Annotated in this window: 16 protein-coding genes; 14 read left to right on the top strand and 2 right to left on the bottom strand. The window is 42.5% G+C overall.

What is annotated here, in order from left to right:
- Positions 1 to 51 precede the first annotated feature (51 nt).
- The 12 genes from IGI77_RS14305 to IGI77_RS14250 all read left to right on the top strand — a co-directional run bounded on the left by IGI77_RS14305 (position 52) and on the right by IGI77_RS14250 (position 14,421).
- Complete coding sequence (locus IGI77_RS14305; RefSeq protein WP_438770249.1) at positions 52 to 1,932, top strand: BglG family transcription antiterminator; 1,881 nt, start codon at positions 52 to 54, stop codon at positions 1,930 to 1,932.
- A 3-nt stretch (positions 1,933 to 1,935) separates the two neighbouring features.
- Positions 1,936 to 2,721, top strand: a complete 786-nt coding sequence (locus IGI77_RS14300; RefSeq protein ID WP_438770248.1) for a tyrosine-protein phosphatase — start codon at positions 1,936 to 1,938, stop codon at positions 2,719 to 2,721.
- A gap of 15 nt (positions 2,722 to 2,736) precedes the next feature.
- Positions 2,737 to 4,002 carry a PTS sugar transporter subunit IIC gene (locus IGI77_RS14295; RefSeq protein ID WP_010749923.1) on the top strand — a complete coding sequence of 422 codons (1,266 nt, stop codon included), beginning with the start codon at positions 2,737 to 2,739 and terminating at the stop codon, positions 4,000 to 4,002.
- A gap of 28 nt (positions 4,003 to 4,030) precedes the next feature.
- Entirely contained in the window at positions 4,031 to 4,330 is a 300-nt protein-coding gene (locus IGI77_RS14290) for a PTS sugar transporter subunit IIB (protein ID WP_438770247.1), read from the top strand.
- Between the two features lies 1 nt (position 4,331).
- Positions 4,332 to 4,673 carry a PTS lactose/cellobiose transporter subunit IIA gene (locus IGI77_RS14285; protein ID WP_010749921.1) on the top strand — a complete coding sequence of 114 codons (342 nt, stop codon included), beginning with the start codon at positions 4,332 to 4,334 and terminating at the stop codon, positions 4,671 to 4,673.
- A 156-nt stretch (positions 4,674 to 4,829) separates the two neighbouring features.
- Complete coding sequence (locus tag IGI77_RS14280) at positions 4,830 to 6,170, top strand: hypothetical protein (RefSeq protein ID WP_438770246.1); 1,341 nt, start codon at positions 4,830 to 4,832, stop codon at positions 6,168 to 6,170.
- 217 nt (positions 6,171 to 6,387) lie between these two features.
- Entirely contained in the window at positions 6,388 to 7,743 is a 1,356-nt protein-coding gene (gene guaD / locus IGI77_RS14275) for a guanine deaminase (RefSeq protein ID WP_284590880.1), read from the top strand.
- A 49-nt stretch (positions 7,744 to 7,792) separates the two neighbouring features.
- Positions 7,793 to 9,076 (top strand): uracil-xanthine permease family protein, encoded by a 1,284-nt coding sequence (locus IGI77_RS14270; protein ID WP_060791579.1) that lies wholly within the window; start codon positions 7,793 to 7,795, stop codon positions 9,074 to 9,076.
- A 328-nt stretch (positions 9,077 to 9,404) separates the two neighbouring features.
- Positions 9,405 to 10,019, top strand: coding sequence for a LysM peptidoglycan-binding domain-containing protein (locus IGI77_RS14265; protein WP_005228480.1), 615 nt, complete (start codon positions 9,405 to 9,407; stop codon positions 10,017 to 10,019).
- A 289-nt stretch (positions 10,020 to 10,308) separates the two neighbouring features.
- Positions 10,309 to 10,710: an MmcQ/YjbR family DNA-binding protein gene (locus IGI77_RS14260; protein ID WP_010749917.1), complete on the top strand. Its 402-nt coding sequence runs from the start codon at positions 10,309 to 10,311 to the stop codon at positions 10,708 to 10,710.
- Between the two features lie 229 nt (positions 10,711 to 10,939).
- A complete protein-coding gene (locus tag IGI77_RS14255) occupies positions 10,940 to 12,649 on the top strand; it encodes an ABC transporter ATP-binding protein (protein ID WP_060791424.1) in 1,710 nt (569 codons plus the stop codon).
- A 2-nt stretch (positions 12,650 to 12,651) separates the two neighbouring features.
- Positions 12,652 to 14,421, top strand: coding sequence for an ABC transporter ATP-binding protein (locus IGI77_RS14250; protein WP_438770245.1), 1,770 nt, complete (start codon positions 12,652 to 12,654; stop codon positions 14,419 to 14,421).
- Positions 14,422 to 14,629: 208 nt separating this feature from the next.
- Here IGI77_RS14250 and IGI77_RS14245 read toward each other — a convergent pair whose 3' ends face one another.
- Positions 14,630 to 14,947 carry an RNHCP domain-containing protein gene (locus IGI77_RS14245; RefSeq protein WP_170927546.1) on the bottom strand — a complete coding sequence of 106 codons (318 nt, stop codon included), beginning with the start codon at positions 14,945 to 14,947 and terminating at the stop codon, positions 14,630 to 14,632.
- 515 nt (positions 14,948 to 15,462) lie between these two features.
- Here IGI77_RS14245 and IGI77_RS14240 point away from each other — a divergent pair.
- Positions 15,463 to 15,780: a hypothetical protein gene (locus IGI77_RS14240; RefSeq protein WP_194193385.1), complete on the top strand. Its 318-nt coding sequence runs from the start codon at positions 15,463 to 15,465 to the stop codon at positions 15,778 to 15,780.
- Positions 15,781 to 15,886: 106 nt separating this feature from the next.
- On the opposite strand, the gene IGI77_RS14235 is transcribed toward IGI77_RS14240, so the two are convergent.
- The gene (locus tag IGI77_RS14235) at positions 15,887 to 16,678 is read right to left on the bottom strand and encodes an L-threonylcarbamoyladenylate synthase (RefSeq protein WP_275854040.1); all 792 of its coding nucleotides are present in this window, start codon (positions 16,676 to 16,678) and stop codon (positions 15,887 to 15,889) included.
- Positions 16,679 to 17,000: 322 nt separating this feature from the next.
- On the opposite strand from IGI77_RS14235, the gene IGI77_RS14230 reads away from it, so the two are divergent.
- Positions 17,001 to 17,921, top strand: coding sequence for a cation transporter (locus IGI77_RS14230; RefSeq protein ID WP_194193383.1), 921 nt, complete (start codon positions 17,001 to 17,003; stop codon positions 17,919 to 17,921).
- The last annotated feature ends 26 nt before the right edge of the window (positions 17,922 to 17,947 follow it).

Raw genomic sequence — 17,947 nt, 5'->3', positions numbered from 1 at the left:
TATGGAGGTTGCTTGAGTTTGACTCTAAACTAGTAAGCGAGGGAGAGAGAGATGGAAAAATTAAGCCTATTGTTGTTAAGAACACTTTCGAAGCATGACGGTTTTATGACGAGTAAAGCGGCTGCTGCCGAGTTGGGGGTTAGCAGGAAAACCGTTCGCCGTTATGCAGAAGAAATCAACCAGCATCAAGAACGATACGGTTGTATGATCCAAGCGAAAAAAGGGAGTGGGTTGTATTTACAAATAACGAACGAAGAAGCTTTTCAGCGAAGGAAAGAACAAGCGTCACACAATGACGACTTTGTTTCTAGAATTATTGAATTCTTTATTCAAGAAGAAACGTATATTAAGTCCGAAATGCTTTGCGAACGCTTATTCATTTCTCAGAGTAAGCTATCTCAAGAATTGAAAAAGCTGCGACGTATACTAAGCCATTACCAGCTCTCCATTCAAACGAAGCCGTATTACGGAATGAAACTTAGCGGCAGCGAATTTGACTTGAGACGGTTTATGGCTAGTAATTATTTGCAAAGAACCCATATCAAGCAGTTAGAAGAGGGCACAATCAGCGAAGATACACCGTCGCTTCTTCATCAGCAGATAAAAGCGATCGTTTCGTCGGAGTTTTCGCAAAAAGCCTACCCCATGTCGGAGGCTATTTTGAACAATCTGGTGAATCATTTAGCGATCGCTGTCTTACGCATGCAAAGCGGCCGCTACTTGGATCGAAATCTGCCAATCAGCGGCAGGACCAATGATGAACAGACGTTACTAGGAGAGCGAATCATAGCCAGAATTGAAAAAGAATGTGCTGTACACTTTACCGAATACGAGCGAAATTATGTTTTAGGGCAAATCGTTGGTAAACGAGTAGTCCCTAGAAATGAAAAGATGACTGTTTCAGATGAAGCAGCAGAATTGGTCAGCAAAATTTTAAAAGCGATCAAGGAAAGCCGCCAAATCGATTTCAGCAAAGACTTGGATCTGCAAACGATGTTGATGTTGCACTTTGCTCCGCTGATCGATCGGATCGAATTGGGGATCGAGCTGAAAAATCCTTTGTTGAATGAGGTGAAGGTACACTGTAATGTCGCTTATGATTTAGCCATCATTGCCGGTCAAGTCATTGCAAAGCAATTTGAAAAGACCATCAGTGATCATGAACTCAGCTATTTGGCGATGCACTTTGATGTGGCTTTAAATAAGAAAAATTCGCAAACACAGCGCAAGTATATTTTAGTGGTCAATGACCTAGGCCGAGCGGCCAATACCTTCCTTAAAGAGAAATTTGAGTTTTATTTTCGCAATTATATCAAGAAAGTCACGGTATGCAATCAATATGAATTTTTGCAAATGATCGAAGAGCAGGAGTTCGATTTCATCTTTTCTTCGATTCCGCTTCCTTACGAAGGAACGATTCCTGTTATGAATGTTGATTATTTTATGCAACCGGATATGATCAAAAAGATCGAAGCCGCATTGGCCGCTGTCTTCACAGAAGAAGTGCTTTTGAACTACTTTAAGGAATCATTATTCATCTGTGAACAAGAATTTGAAACAAAAGAAGCGGTATTGCATTTTTTATGCCAACAAATCAAAGAACAGTATTCAATGCCTGAGAATTTTGAAGCATTAGTTTTTGAACGAGAAGCCTTTTTTGGAACCGATTTCTTACCGTCGGTCGCTTTCCCTCATCCCAATGCACTGATTGGTTCAGAAACGGTGATTGCTGTTGCAAACTTGAAAAAGCCAGTGTTCTGGTACAAACAGTCGGTTCGTCTCGTTTTCTTATTAGTGATTGCTGAACAAGATCACTTAAAAGTGAAACCGCTGAATGATCATTTGATCAAACAATGTTCTTCGTTGGATAAAGTTAACAAACTAGCTGCAACAACGGACTTTATGTCGTTCATTAATTATTTAAAGGAGTAGTATATGACAAATGAAAAAGTAACCTTAGAAGGTGCATATAATTTTCGCGATTTTGGCGGCTATCGGTCCAAAGAGGGAAAATATGTGGTGACTGGAAAACTATACCGCTCAGACGAATTGAGCAAATTGACAGAAGCCGATCAGAAAAAATTAGCAGCTCTGGGAATCGAGAAAATTATTGACTACCGTAATGCCCAAGAAAGAGTAGACAATGAAGACAAACCCATTGGGAATGCTCAGGTGCTTTATTTGACACCGATTGCTGATATTGCTGCTTTAGCTTCTTCAGAAGAAGGGGAGCCAATGGCGCTTTCTGCAGAAGAAATCACCGCCGAAGTTGCAAAAGAATTGATGATTCGGCAAAATCATGAATTTGTTGAAAACAGTCAATGCAAGACCGTTTTTAAAGAAGTATTGGACATTCATTTGGAAGCTGAAGGTGCAGTGGTTCAGCACTGCCGTGGTGGCAAAGACCGCACCGGTTATGGGGTTGCCCTGATTCAGTTACTGTTGGGTGTCAGTTATGAAGAGGTCATGGAAGATTATCTGCTGACCAACGAGTACAAAAGAGAGAAAAATACCAAGAGTCTCAAGCAGATACAAGAAGAAACGAACAACCCCGATTTTGTGGCAGCAATGCGATACTTCAAAGAAGCTGATCGGTGTTTTTTACAAACCGCTTTGGATTTGATTGAGGCTCATGGGGGGATTGAAACGTATGTAAAAGAAGAACTGGGTTTTTCACAGCAGAAAATCCAGCTGCTTAAAGATAAATACTTGCGGGATTAAGTGAAGGAGGACCTTATGAATACACTGAAAGATAAAATACTAGCTGCAGCCGTTCAAGTACAAAACAATATTTATATGAAAGCCATTGCCAATGCAATGATGGGCTTAATGCCCGTCATGATGATCAGTTCCATTGCTTCCTTGATCAATGCGATCGACATTGGGGCAACGCAACAGATAATGGAACAAATTGGTTTGAAAGCATTATTAACACAAGTCAACGCGATGACGATCGATGTCGTTTCCGTTTATGTCGCCTTTCTAGTTGGCTATAAATTAGCCGAACATTTAAATGCGGATCAACTAAATGCCGGTATCATGAGTTTGGTCTCATTTTTGATCTTGAGTCCGATTTCGACTTTAGAAGAAACTCGTACGATGGAGTTGTCGACCCTTGGCTCCGGTGGGATGTTTGTCGCCATGTTTGGTGGATTGTTGGGTGCCAGAATTTACATTTTATGTGTACAGAAGAATCTGATGATCAAAATGCCGGATTCGGTACCGCCGATCGTCAACAAATCCTTTGCAGCGATCGTGCCAGCAATTATTGTTTCAGCCATTATGGGCATCATCTACGTGGGCATGGCGGCAACCCCTTATGGCACGCTGACAGATATGATCTATACTTGGGTACAAGCTCCACTGACCTTGCTAGGAGCGAATATTCTTGCCTGCATGATCATTGTGGCTTTTATCGAATTTCTTTGGTTCTTTGGCATTCACGGAGTGTTGGCTGTTTATCCGATCTTGATGCTGGTCTTTTACCAACCAGGACTTGATAATCTGGCGGCGTACAGTGCCGGTCAAGCATTACCACATTTGTTTACGATTGGTTTTATTTTGAACAATCGCGGGGCTCGTTCATTTGCAGTCGCTTTACTGGCTATTTTTGGCTGCAAATCAGAGCAACTAAAAGCTGTTGGTAAAATTGGTTTGATCCCTTCCATGTTTGGTATTTCTGAGCCAATCAAATTTGGGATTCCTCAGGTGATGAATATCAGAATGCTGCTTCCCTTGATGTTAACACCGGCTGTTTCCGTGTTGTCAGCATATCTCTTAACAATTGTGGGTTTTTTGCCTTATCACAATGGAGTCAATATCCCAACTGGATTTCCGATTATTTTCGGTGGCTTCTTAGTGAATGGCTGGCAAGGGATCATTGCACAATTGATTCAATTTGTCTTATGTGTCCTCATCTATATCCCTTTTATGCGTCTGCAAGACAAAGCAGCATTAGCTGAAGAAAAGAATCTGCAAACCCAAGCGACAGTCGTTGAGTAACAAATAACGAGAAAATGGAGGAACAATGATGAAAAAAATAGTATTAGTTTGCGCTGGCGGCATGTCTACTGGTGTCTTAGTAAATAATATGAAAAAAGCAGCGCAAGAAAAAGGAGAAACGGTGGCGATCGATGCGTTCTCCATTGAATCAGTAACGACTGCAGCAAAAGATGCTGATTGCGTACTGTTAGGACCGCAAGTTTCATACCGATTAAATGAAGTCCAAGGTTTAGTTGCTTGTCCAGCAGCCGGTATCGACATGCGCACCTATGGCATGATGGATGGAAAAAAAGCATTGGAACAAGCACTTGAACTAATAGGAGAGTAGAATGGAAGAAAAAGAACAAATTTGTTTTCAGATTATTTCGCAAGCGGGTATGGCAAGAAGTTGCTTTTTTGAAAGTATTCAAAAAGGAAGAGAAGCCCAGAATCTGGCTGCACTGCAAGCAATCGAAAAAGGAAAAGAACATTATCATGAAGCCCATTTGGCACATCGGAAGTTAGTTCAACAAGAAGCCCAAGGGGAAAAAGTCTGGATGTCCTTACTATTAAGTCATGCGGAAGATCTTTTGATGAGCGCAGACATCATGAGTGAGCTTGCAAAAGAGTTTCAAGGGTTGTATGAAGAAATTCAGGCAATTAAGCAAACGATTCAGTCTACTGGCTCCTAACCGAAAATCGCAATAAGAAAAAGAAACGAAGTGTCAGTCCTTTAACAAAACACTTGGTTTCTTTTTGCTTAAATTTGATACGCACGTTGACAGGATTGCTTGAAGGTGTAGGATAGAAGAAAGATGGAACCTTAAATCAAACCAAGGAGTCGGACGATGAAAGCTTTCAAATCCCATACCGCACTTTTGATCATCAGCAATACGATCACGATCATCCCGTATCTTTATTTTTTATCTTTGAGCAAAGAGCAGTCGCTAAGTGCAGCATTAGCCTTTGCGCTCTTTTATACCTTTCGCATGACAGGGGTCTTTTTCTTACAGACGCTTACGGCGCTTTTCGCACCATCGCTGTTAGCAGCAAGTGTCTTGATCGGCGGTGCCGGCGCATTGGTGGGTATCTTGAGCACTTGGTGGAGCGTGGCACTCTTGCCAGCTGCTGGTTTGTTGGGGATCAGTGCTTCTTGGCTGCCGCCAGCTGATCTGATGGTACGCCAAAAAGCCAAGCTCACTGAACAGCCGCTGAAAAATGATTGGAAGGAGGCGCTGTTCTATCTTTTGGTTTTACTCTTTGCCTTACGGTTGCCTGATGACCTTCAAGGCATTGGCCTATTTGGCAGTTATTTTGCACTCTTTGTGCTGGCAGCTAAGAGTAGTCAAACCTTCAACAACCTCCCGAAAAGACCGTTGATGCAGCGCAACCAGTTATTCAACAAGCAGTTTTTGTTGTATTCCTTTTTCTTTCTCTTACTGTTTGGCTTGCGAGCAGCAAGGCTGATCAAGTCGAATGCCCTATTTGAGTGGGCGATTACTGGCTTCTTGTTTCTCTTTGCTTTGCTGCTGATCACTTTAACGAAACGCAGCCGCTCGTGGAAACAGCCACTTCATCTAAATGTGCTCACCTTCATTCGTGGGGTGATCGGAAACTTTTTTTTTCTTTTCGGCTCGGTGTATGTTACCGGTCGACTTGGAGCACAAGCGCTAAGCACGCACGTTTACTTACCATATGCACTGGGCCTTTTTGGTGCCATGTTTCTCGGAGGAAAACTCGCTCATCGTTTAGAAAAACAGCTGGTACCAACATATTTACTTGGGCTGATGGCAGGTGTTCTTCTGTTCAGCAGCGACACACTGATTCCAATAAGTTTATTCGTCATTAGCTTCTTTAATGCGGGATTGAATCAATGGCTCACGAAACAGTATTTGGCGGCAAAACCCGAAGCAATCGAGCAGCAGAGTTTAGCCAAGTATGCCACACAAAGCAAAGGGAGTCTGGTACATCAATTTCTTTTGATGACACTCCTATTTGTCATTCTTCGTTTTGAACATCAGCCGCTGGCTTTCTTGTTTCAGCTATCAGGAACGACGGCAACGAATCAGACCTCAAGGATCCAAAGCTTTTTAGAGCCAGCAAAATGGGGCTCGATTGCAGGAGTACTCTGTTTGCTAGTAGGTGGATTGGTGGTATTTTATCGGCAACTAAAGAAAACAAAAGTATAAGCGTCGTTAACTGACACTGTCTTATTTCTAGACGGTGTCTTTTTTTGAAATCGCATAAAAACCGAACGTTCAGCGTTTTATCTTCCTTTATGATAGTGAATTTTATTGCACTATTTTCGAATAGCGTTAAAATAAGAACATCGTGTTAGTGAAAAAGGAACATTAAACGAACGGCTTTTTCCTGACAATGTCTTAGAGAACGGGGGAAATCAAACAAATGGCAACCATTCGCTATTTTAAAGGAGATGTTTTCCATACACCAAGTGATGGAAAATTGGAGTATATAGAAGAAGCTTTGATTCAAGTCGATGACGCAGGGATCATCACGAAAGTTACTGCCAAAACAGATCAAGGGTATGAGGTAGAGCTGGCAAAAGCATCAGAGAATCTTCAGGCTTTATCCGAAGGCCAGTGCTTTTTACCAGGATTTGTCGATCTGCATGTCCATGCACCACAATGGCCGCAAGCAGGGATCGCGTTAGATGAACCGTTAAATGTCTGGTTAGATGAATGCACGTTTCCGCTGGAGGCAAAATATGCCGATCCAGCATTTGCCAAAGCTGTCTATCAAGATTTGGTGGCACAGCTATTGGCAAGAGGAACGACAACGGTTCTTTATTTTGCAACGATCCATCTAGAAGCGAGCCTTCAATTGGCGAAGACTTGTGCCGCTCTTGGTCAACGGGGATTAGTCGGAAAAGTCGTCATGGACGATCCCCAAGCCAATCCTGCTTTTTATCGAGACGCATCAACAGAAGAGGCATTAGCGGATACAGAACGTTTTATTCAAGAAGTACAAGCAATCGCAAAGACCGCACCACAAGGCGTTTATCCTGTGGTCACTCCGCGATTTGTCCCCAGCTGTACCGATGAAGGCTTGGCAGGGTTAGGCGCATTGGCTGAAAAATATGATGTTCATGTTCAGACCCACTGCAGTGAAGGGCAATGGGAACATGACTTTGTTCAAGAACGATTTGGTAAAACGGATACCGAAGTGCTGCAAGATTTTGGCTTGTTGCGTGAAAAAGCAGTGATGGCTCATGGCAATTTCATCAGCCCAGCTGACGGCGCCCGTTTTGTCGAAACCGGCGCCGCAGTTGCGCACTGTCCCATCTCAAATGCCTACTTTGCCAATGGCGTGATCCCAATCAAGCGCTTGAAAGAACAAGGGGTCACGATTGGTTTAGGAACGGATATCTCCGGCGGTTTTTCACCGAGTTTGTATGACAACATCAAACAAGCTGTGATGTCTTCGAGAATGTTAGAAGATGGCGTGGATGTCACGCTTCCTCAAAACACACGAGGAGTAGCTGATTCTCGTATATCCGTGATCGATGCGTTCTCATTGGCGACAAAAGGCGGCGGTGAGGCACTGAGATTACCAGTAGGTGTCATCAAAGAAGGGTATGCGTTTGATGTGCAAGTGATCGATACGCGACAAAAAGAAAATCCTTTGCCTGACTTCGGTGTGTTTACTTCACCCGAAGCAAGATTACAAAAAATCCTGTACTTAGCAACGATGCAAAATATTCGCCAAGTCTGGGTCCAAGGAAAAAAAGTACACGAAAAATGAGGAGAATGAGACAGTGGAATCAACGAAAAACAAACATTTAACGATCGGAATGAACGAAGACATTCCCTTTGGTCAAGCAGTACTTTTAGGATTACAGCATGTGTTGGCAATGGACGTGTATGTGCCGCCATTTATTATCGCAACCGCGGTGGCGATGTCCTCTTCAGACGCATCAGGTTTGATCCAATCGACCTTTTTAGGAGCAGGGATCGCTTCTTTGATCCAAGTCCTCTTTTTCTTGAAATTACCCGTATGTCAAGGACCATCCTTTGTACCCGTTGGAGCGATCATCGGTATTTATTTTGGTGCCAACGGCATGGACACGGTGTTAGGTGCCAGCATTGTTGGTGCCGCAGCAGTCATTTTACTAGGTTTTACTGGCATCTATAAGTATATCGTTCGTCATTTTATTCCTACGATCGTCAGTGGAACGATCATCATGATCGTTGGTTTGACGCTGCTGCCAACGGCATTTACTAGCAATATCTATCCTGCCACTGAAACACTAAGTGCCAATCAAAACATGTTGCTAGCTGCGATTACTGCGGCGATTTTGATCTTGTTTTCCATGTTAGGCGATTATTTTCCAGGAATGGGAAAATACTTCCGAATCAGTTCGGTCATTATTGCTTTGGTTATCGGTACCGTGATTGCTTCCTTTATGGGAGGCGTTGATTTTCAGTCGGTGGCGGATGCTTCTTTCTTTAGTCTGCCAAAACTGGTATTTCTAAACTATGGCCTGCATTTTGATGTTTCAGCGATCTTAACGATGCTAGTGATCTATATGGTTCTCCTAGCAGAAACAACAGGAACTTGGTACGCGGTCAGTTCTGTGACAGAAGAACCTGTTACGGATGAACAGATCAATAAAGGCGTGATCGGTGAAGGGTTAGGCTGCTTGGTTGCCGCCTTAGTTGGAACGACACCTGTAACTGGTTATTCTACCAATGCAGGGATCATTTCGATCACAGGGGTTGCTAGTAAAAAAGTCTTTGTGATGGCGTCCGTCTGGTTTATCCTATTGTCCTTCATGGGAAAACTTTCAGCCTTGATTCACGCAGTACCTTCTGCTGTCATCGGCGGCGTGTTCGCGGTCGTCTGCGTCATTATTTTGTTGAGCGGCTTTCGGGTCATTAAGAATGAAGAGTTTTCCGAGCGGGAGTTGTATATTATCGGGGTACCGTTGATTATTGCCATCGGCTTGTTGTTTATGCCAGCAGAAATCAAAGAATCCGCGCCTCAATTCTTACAATATTTATTAGATTCACCGATTGCTTTAAGCGCTATTGCGGCGATCATCATGAATAAATTGATCCCAGTGAAGAAAAAATAGAAAGTAAATGAGGAATGAGACCTTGTCTCGTTCCTTCTTTTGTTACAATCCTGTGTAAAAAGAGGGTTTTTTGTAATATAGGAAAGGTTTTCTAAGGTTAACTGGTTTACCTGAAAACAAAATAACTGTAATGTTAAAAATTACAGCAGAGCAAAGCTTGATATGATAGGATTCTCAAATTCTTACGAAACGTAAGGCAACTGTCGTTTTCGTAATCATCTGTAATGAATTCTTTACCTATGAAATATTCTTCGATGTTAGACTTGTTTATGCGCTTGAGTCATCTCAAATGACGCAAAATGAGTTTCAAAGAAGGAGATTTAATTATATGAAGTCTTTAAAAACTGTTTTACTTAGTACAGCTGTCCTTGCCGGTTTCGGCCTTTTCTTAGGTGGGAAAGACGCCTTTGCAGACGAACAATACACTGTTCAATCTGGTGATACATTATCAACAATCGCTACTAACTTTTACGGTTATAGCTCTGATGATACGATCAATGCGATCGTTGAAGCAAACGAGATTGCTGATAAAAACTTGATTTTTGTTGGGGAAGCATTGATCATCCCTACAGATGGCACTGCAACTTATACAGAATCTGCAAGCACGACTGCTGCAGCAAGTGTACAACAACCAAGTGAACCAGCAGCTTCACAATCAAGCAACACACAATCTGCTGCAAGCACACAAAGCAGCTCAAGCTACAGCTCTTCAGCTAGCGGCTCAGAAGCTTCAGCAAAAGAATGGATCGCAAACAAAGAATCTGGTGGTTCTTACACAGCGACAAACGGACAATATTATGGCCGTTACCAATTAACCAACTCTTACTTAAATGGTGACTATTCAGCTGCTAACCAAGAAAAGGTTGCCGATGAATATGTTGCATCACGTTATGGTTCTTGGTCTGCTGCCAAAGCATTCTGGGAAGCAAATGGTTGGTACTAAGATTCTCAAATGAATCTTGTCCATGACATCTAGTAATCAATTGCCCTTATTGGCGAGTACAACTTACTCGCTGATGAGGGCTTTTTTGTGTCCTCTGAGAAAGGTGAATGAATGTAACGCCGCTTACAGCTGCATGTAACGTCATTATCAGTCGACATGCCACTGATAAAAAATCCCTTTTTCCACGACAACCATGTATAATAGTAGGAAATAGAGCAGCAAGCGATTCAATCTGTCAAAATTGAGACAGAAAATGGCGATTTTGATAGCAGAAAGTGGGGGACACACAATGAGTACATCGATTGAAGAAAAAATTGCACAAAAAATGCAGCGATTTCAAGCATTTGGGGAAGGCTTGCCGGGAGCCAAAGTCTATTATCGCGAAGATTGGGATGCAATCTACTTTGATTTAGTAGGAAAGCAGTTTGGAATCATGAGTCCACAACCAGAAGAAACAGCGTTTTTGACTTTGAAAAATCTGCCCGAGGTCAACGAAACGCTGCGAGAGCAATTTCCTGACGTCATCATTCCAGGGTATTATGCCAATAAGACCCATTGGAATACCATCAAGTTGGCATCTGATGCCTTGATGGAAGAAAACATCGAACAAATGATTTTGGTTTCCTACGATTTAGTCAAACAAAAACTGACAAAAAAACAAAAAAGTGAGCTGGAAAACAGCGAATCGTAAGTCAAAGATTTAGCGACAAAAAATAATCAAACCAATATCGAGGATCATCATAATCCCTTTACTATTCGTTATTTTCGACAACATTTATGCAATATTTTCAAAGAGCTTTCATGAAAGCTCTTTTTGTTTTATTTGTTCGCTTGTTTCCCGTCGTGATCCATGGTAAATTGTTGTGCAACCGAAATTTTTTGGCAGTCTTTTCTGCTAAACACAAAGGAGTGGTACGTATATGGATCTGGTCTTACGCCATGTCAAAAAGTACAAAGCGGCAACCGGCATTGCCTTATTATCGGTCATTTTAATGGTCGTTGCTGCATTATGGCAGCCGAAGCTCTTGCAGCAAGTGCTAGAATCAATTATTACCGAAAACAATGATGAAATGAAAAAAATTGGTGTGCAGCTGATTGGGCTAGCATTGCTGGGCCTTGTTGCAGGGATTATCAACACGATTTTTTCTGCGAAAGTGGCGCAAGGCGTTAGTGCCGATATTCGGGAAGAGATGTTTCGGAAAATCCAGACATTCTCATTTGGTAATATCGAAACCTTCTCGGCAGGAAACCTAGTAGTGCGCTTGACCAATGACATCACGCAAATTCAAAACTTAGTGATGATCTCGCTGCAATCGTTGTTTCGCATCCCGTTCTTATTTATCGGTGCCTTCATTTTGGCGATGACAACCATGCCGCAACTTTGGTGGATCATCGTCTTACTAATTATCGCTGTCCTAGTGATTACGGCACTCTCCTTTACACGGATGGGCAAACACTTTATGATCATCCAGAACTTGATCGACAAAATCAATGGGATTGCCAAAGAAAATTTGATGGGGATTCGTGTGGTGAAATCTTTTGTTCAAGAAGAAAACCAGCTACAAGGCTTTTCCAAAGTCAGTGAAACGTTAACGAAGCATAATATTATCGTAGGAACCTTGTTCTCTGTCATGATCCCCTCCTTTATGCTGGCAGCCAACTTAGCCGTCGTCGGCGCGATTTTCTTTGTCAGTGATCTAGCGAAAGATGATCCAACCTTGATTGGGGGAATTGCCTCATTCATGAATTATTTGATGCAAATTATGATGGCGATCATTATCGGCGGCATGATGATGATGATGACATCGCGGGCTGCAGTTTCGCTAAAACGGATCAAAGAGATTCTAGATACCGAACCGGATCTGCAATACCAAGATGTCCCAGAACAAGAGTTGTCTGGAAGTGTCGCTTTTGAAAACGTCAGTTTCCGTTACCCTGGGGATGAAAAAAATGCCCTAACGGCTATCAGTTTTACCATCAAACCTGGCGAAATGATTGGGATCGTAGGGGCGACTGGTGCCGGCAAATCAACACTGGCGCAGCTGATTCCCCGTTTGTTTGACCCAACGGAAGGTGTCGTGCGAGTTGGCGGCGTTGACTTGAAAGAAGTCAATGAACAAAGCTTGCGTAAAACGGTCGCTTTTGTCTTGCAAAAAGCGATCCTCTTTTCAGGAACGATTGCCCAAAACTTGCGGCAAGGGAAAAAAGACGCCTCAGAATCTGAGATGTCTCGCGCAACGGAAATCGCCCAAGCCAGTGAATTTATTCAAAAATTGACCGCTGGGTTTGAAGCACCGGTCTCCGAGCGCAGCAGCAATTTTTCTGGAGGACAAAAGCAACGCTTATCGATTTCTCGAGGGGTGATCGGTGAACCGAAAATTTTGATTTTGGATGATAGTACGAGTGCATTAGATGCTCGTTCGGAAAAATTGGTTCGCGAAGCGTTTGAAAAACAATTAAAAGACACGACAACGATCATCATCGCGCAAAAGATTGCCTCTGTTGTGAAAGCCGACCGCATCTTCGTTTTAGATAATGGACGTCTGGTTGGTGAAGGAAGCCATGAATTTTTAGCCAATAACAATGCTATTTATCAAGAAATCTTCGCAACACAGAAAGGAGAGGAGTAACCATGACAGATTTGTTCAAAGCGAGTAAATTTTTCTACCATTACTTAAAACAATACAAGTGGTCGTTTCTATTCATTTTTGTGACGGTGATTCTGGCAACGTATCTGCAAGTGCAAGCGCCAGTCTTTGTCGGAGAAGCGTTCCAAGAGTTGGCGAATTATGTTGGCGGTTTGATGCAAGGGGTCGATGATAAATCAGCTTTTCTATCGATCATTTGGAAATTGTTGATTTTTTATGTCTTAGCCAGTGCAGCCAATTTTGTTTATAGTATCTTGTTCACGCAAGTGGTGGGGAAATCAACCAACAGAATGCGGATCGGTTTATTTAATAAACTGGAAAAATTGACGATCAAATTCTTTGATTCTCATCAAGACGGTGATATTTTGAGCCGTTTTACCAGTGACTTGGATAACATCCAAAACAGTCTGAACCAAGCATTGTTGCAAGTGCTGACCAATGTAGTCTTAATGGCGGGAATCTTGATCATGATGTTCCGTCAAAACGTTGAATTGGCATGGGCAACGATTGCTTCTACCCCGATTGCGGTGTTGATCGCGGTGATCGTGATCCAAAAAGCCCGCAAATATGTCGATCTGCAACAAGATGAAGTCGGAAAATTAAACGGCTATATCGATGAAAAAATCAGTGGTCAACGAATCATCATCACCAATGGACTGCAAGAAGAAACCATCGATGGTTTTCTGGTCCACAACCAACAAGTCCGCGAAGCTACCTACAAAGGGCAAGTCTACTCTGGGCTGCTTTTCCCCTTGATGCAAGGAATGTCTTTGTTGAACACGGCAATCGTGATTTTCTTTGGTGGCTGGTTAGCATTAAACGGTGACTTAGAACGTTCCGTTGCTTTAGGATTAGTTGTGACCTTTGTCCAGTATTCGCAGCAGTATTATCAACCATTGATGCAGATCTCTTCTGGTTACAGCATGATTCAATTGGCGATCACCGGTGCGCGCAGAATCAATGAAATGTTTGATGAACCTGATGAAGTCAAACCAAAAGACGGGATCAAAGTGAAGGGCATCAAAGAGGCGGTTGCTTTGAATCATGTGGACTTTGGGTATGACAGTCAAAAATTGGTCCTAAAAGATGTCTCGATCACAGTCAACAAAGGCGAAATGGTCGCATTAGTCGGACCGACGGGTTCAGGAAAAACGACCATCATGAACCTGTTGAATCGCTTCTATGATGTGAATGGTGGTTCTGTGACCTTTGACGGCATCGACATCCGGGAGCTAGACTTGGATCTGCTGCGTTCTCAAGTGGGAATCGTTTTGCAAGAATCCGTGTTGTTCTCAGGGACGATTCGCGAAAACATTGCTTTTGGGAAACCAGAAGCGACTGAAGCCGAAGTCATTGCAGCAGCGAAACAAGCCAATATCCATGAGTTTGTTATGACGTTGGAAAAAGGCTATGACACGGAGATCACCGAAGAGAACAATCTTTTCAGTACTGGTCAAAAACAATTGATGAGTATTGCCCGAACGATTTTGACCAATCCAGAATTGTTGATTTTGGATGAAGCCACCAGTAACGTTGATACCGTGACTGAAGCGAAAATTCAACGAGCAATGGATGAAGCGATCAAAGGACGAACCAGTTTTGTGATCGCCCATCGCTTGAAGACGATTTTGAATGCCGATCGCATCGTTGTCTTGAAGGACGGCGAAGTCATTGAAGAAGGCAATCACCATCAATTGGTGGCGGCTGACGGCTTTTATGCAGAACTGTATCACAATCAATTCGTTTTTGAATAAGCGCAAACCAACGTAAAATCATCAAGAAGACACTAGCAGGACAGCCCGCAATTTCGTCAACCAATCGACGAAACAGCGGGCTGTTTTTTTTTAGGTTAAAGCAAGCGCTTCTTATGACGACAATGTCTATGAGCAGTTAGTGGTATAAGAGATCCGTTGATCTGATAAACAAAAAAGACCAGCCTTAAGCATGGTCTTCTTTGGTTTTTTAGTGATACGCAGCGGTTTGAGTCAACCACTCAATAAAATGGTCTGGCTGTTGCGTATCCTGTGCCACGATATTCCACTGCTGGTTTTTGCAGCGGGTGCATTCATGCAGCAGCTGATAGCCTTTTTTGGAATGTTGGCGATAGTCAATCGGTCGCATCAAGCCATGACAAGTATTTTGACGATCACCCGGGCGAATATCCACGTGTAACGAATACAGACACTGGGGACAATGGTTGCGGTAAGAACCATTGGTCAAGGGTGCCACAGGCGTACTGCAGTTTTTACAAACAAAGGTCGTATTTTCATCTTTTCTCATTTTGCTTTCCTCCAAAAGAATGATTTCTTTTGAGAGAAAAGGGTTCCGTTCGTTCTTCATCAGGCTTCTTTGGCTAGGGACACATTCACCGTCCGTAACGATTACTTCTGCTTCCAGCTTCATGCGATTTCGCAATCCGTACCACGCTTAGTTTTTTCGTTTTGTGCTAAGCACTGTGTTGCGGCAGCCCACAACCCAGCAGTAAGTGTAGTCCAAAGTCACTGTCATTGGCGTCGTCCCCTAGAAAGCAATTGAGGAATGCTTTTTCATCGAGTACCTCCTATGTGTTTATGAGGGTATTATAGCAGAAATAGAGTTGGAATTCTAAGACAGATAAAACCAGATCGTAATTCATCCTTCTTTTTTATCGTTAAAAACAATAATATGTAGATAATAATGCTGTTTTATGACAAAATATTTACATGTAAGTTTCGCTCGATTTTATTTTGGTCACTGAAGAAGAGATACGGAATCACAAAATGAAGGAAGGATGACCTAACGAAAGGAGAACAAAAATGTTTGGTACGAACAAGAAATCCGAAAATTCGAATGGCACAAAAGGCAAGAAACGAAAAAAGCGTTTGACTGTAGAAAATCTGATCAACCAATATCTTGAAGAAAAAGAGATCCATGAATTGAGTGATGGTCTGTCTGTCCAGATCTTTAATGACTTATCTGCACACCGAATACATTTCATGGAGATCCCCAACCTTAGTTACAAAAATCTCGGAGCAGCTATCCAAATCGATCAAAACTGGATTAAAATCAAGCAACAAGATACGATCATCAAACAGCAGGCAGAGATCATTCAGCTTTTGAAAGAAAAACGATAGAAGAAAAGTATTTTTTCAATTAAAAAAACGAAGAACGAGCTGAGTGGTTCTCCTTGAAAAGGAGGGCAGCTAGCTGGTTCTTCGGTTCCTTGTTGACAATGAAAGATCAATAGTACTCCCCGTGGCGATAGTCCCATGAGTTGAAGTGATCAGAAAGGTACATTTGGATTTTTTCAACATCGAGTCCTTTACGGATCAAGACAGGTGCGGGTGTGATGGAGCGTTGGTCTCCTTGCTCAGGAATCAAGTTGCCGTCTTTATCAACGAAAGAAACCATGACTCCTTGCTCATAGCGGGTTTCCAGCGTTTTGTCTGGTTGGATCGATGCAACATAGTCGTTGCCTTCAATGATTAGATCGGCTTCTTGCGCGATTTGTTCGCCGATCCCTTCAACAAGTCCGCGGTTTCCTTTGCCTGAAGGGTTCGCTGAGCTGGCGAAAAGCAATTTCTTTTGCTGATCCCAAAGTTCTTTTGAGATCTGCTCACCAGGGACACCGAATTTGATCACAAAACAGCTGGTTCCCCGAACGTCCGTCATCAATTCTTCTGAACCATCGTTTGGGATATAGGCTTTTCCTGATTCTTTCCAAGGCAAAATCGCACCGAATAACACGTCATTGTTCCAGCAAGTTTCGTAAACGGCGGCGGTTTCCGCATTTAGTTCGGCTAATTCATGTAGCTGTTCCAATGAGCTGCAAAGAACGACGCCTGGTTTGTTACGCTTGCGATTCTTCGCTGAAAACTTGCGTTCCAGCCCTTTTTTATCAGAGACGGCAATGATATAGCCGACTTTAGTTGGGCAAACGATCACTTTGCCTTCTTCATTCAAATAGTTGATCGCACGTTGATTTGGTTCTCCTGTCCATGGGACTTGTTTTGTTTCTTTCACTCTCTTCATCCTCCCTGTCTTCCAATGAATCGCCGTCATGAAAAATATAACGGAATATTCTGAAAATTCTGATTGAATATGGTTACCCTTGATGATAAGGGAATCAATCTGTGTAGTCAAGGGGATTTACACCAGAATGTAAAAAGAGAGGAAGAGGAAAACCGTATATACGTCATTAGAGAATAGAGTGAATGATTGACAGCAACACTATTTTTTTCCGCTTTGTATGAAAAAATTGACTGTTTTTCATGTTATTTATATGGGAAGATAGGCTTATAGATAGAAGAACGCAATCAAAAGAATAGTTTTTTTGTGAAAGATGAGGAATATCATGAGTGAAAAGAAAAAAATACGCAAGCTTTTGTTGGCATCGATTGTCGCTGGGAGTATCTATGGTGGCGGGGCCTTGCTTTTTGGGTTGCTGGTCAGTTATAACGTCCTCTTGTTAGATGGGGTCTATACATTGATTGGTGCAGTGATGTCACTGATTGCTTTGTACGTGGCAAAATATATCCAAGCCCAAGATTTTGAACGTTTCCCATTCGGTAAAGAGGCATTGATGCCATTAGTGGTATTTATTCAATATAGTATCATCCTGCTGATCTCAATTTATGGGATCATTGAGTCTGCTTTTAGTTTATTACACGTCAGTGATGGCATGATTGATCCAATCGGTTTGTATTTCTCGCTGGTTGGTACGATCTACTGTTTCTCTTTTTACTTGTACTTAAAAAAGAAACCACTGACCCATCCCTTTTATTGGGTGGAACTAGAACAATGGCGTTTCGGCTTTTTCTTTAGTCTGGGTGTCGTCGGTTCATTTCTTGTGTCCTGGCTGATCCAAGGCAGTCCCTATGGGAATTTTGCGATGTATGTCGACCCAATCATCTCCATCGGGATCACCTTGTTCTTTATCCAGCTTTCGATAAAAGAGTTGAAAGCAGCGATTTTAGAATTGACTTCCTCTACCCCAAAAGAAGAACTGCGGGAGACCATCATGACGATCGTTGAAAAAGAATTGCGCGCAGAAGAAGTGGTGGACTTTGTGTTACGTACCGCCAAAGTCGGTAATCAAGTCATTGTGGAATTAGATGTAGTGATTTTACCTGCAACTCCTCTCGATACAGTAGGTCAGCAAGATCCCTTGCGAGAACGATTGAATCAGGCAATCAGCCAACAGATTTCCGGTTATTCCCTCTGGCTAAACATAAATTTTGTCGGTGACATCAAATGGGCGTATAGTGAGGAGTAAGAATGGCTGCAAAGCAACTTGAATAA

The organism is Enterococcus sp. DIV0213h, assembly GCF_051711285.1.
GTDB lineage: Bacteria > Bacillota > Bacilli > Lactobacillales > Enterococcaceae > Enterococcus_D > Enterococcus_D casseliflavus.
This window is presented reverse-complemented; position numbering and strand designations above follow the sequence as displayed.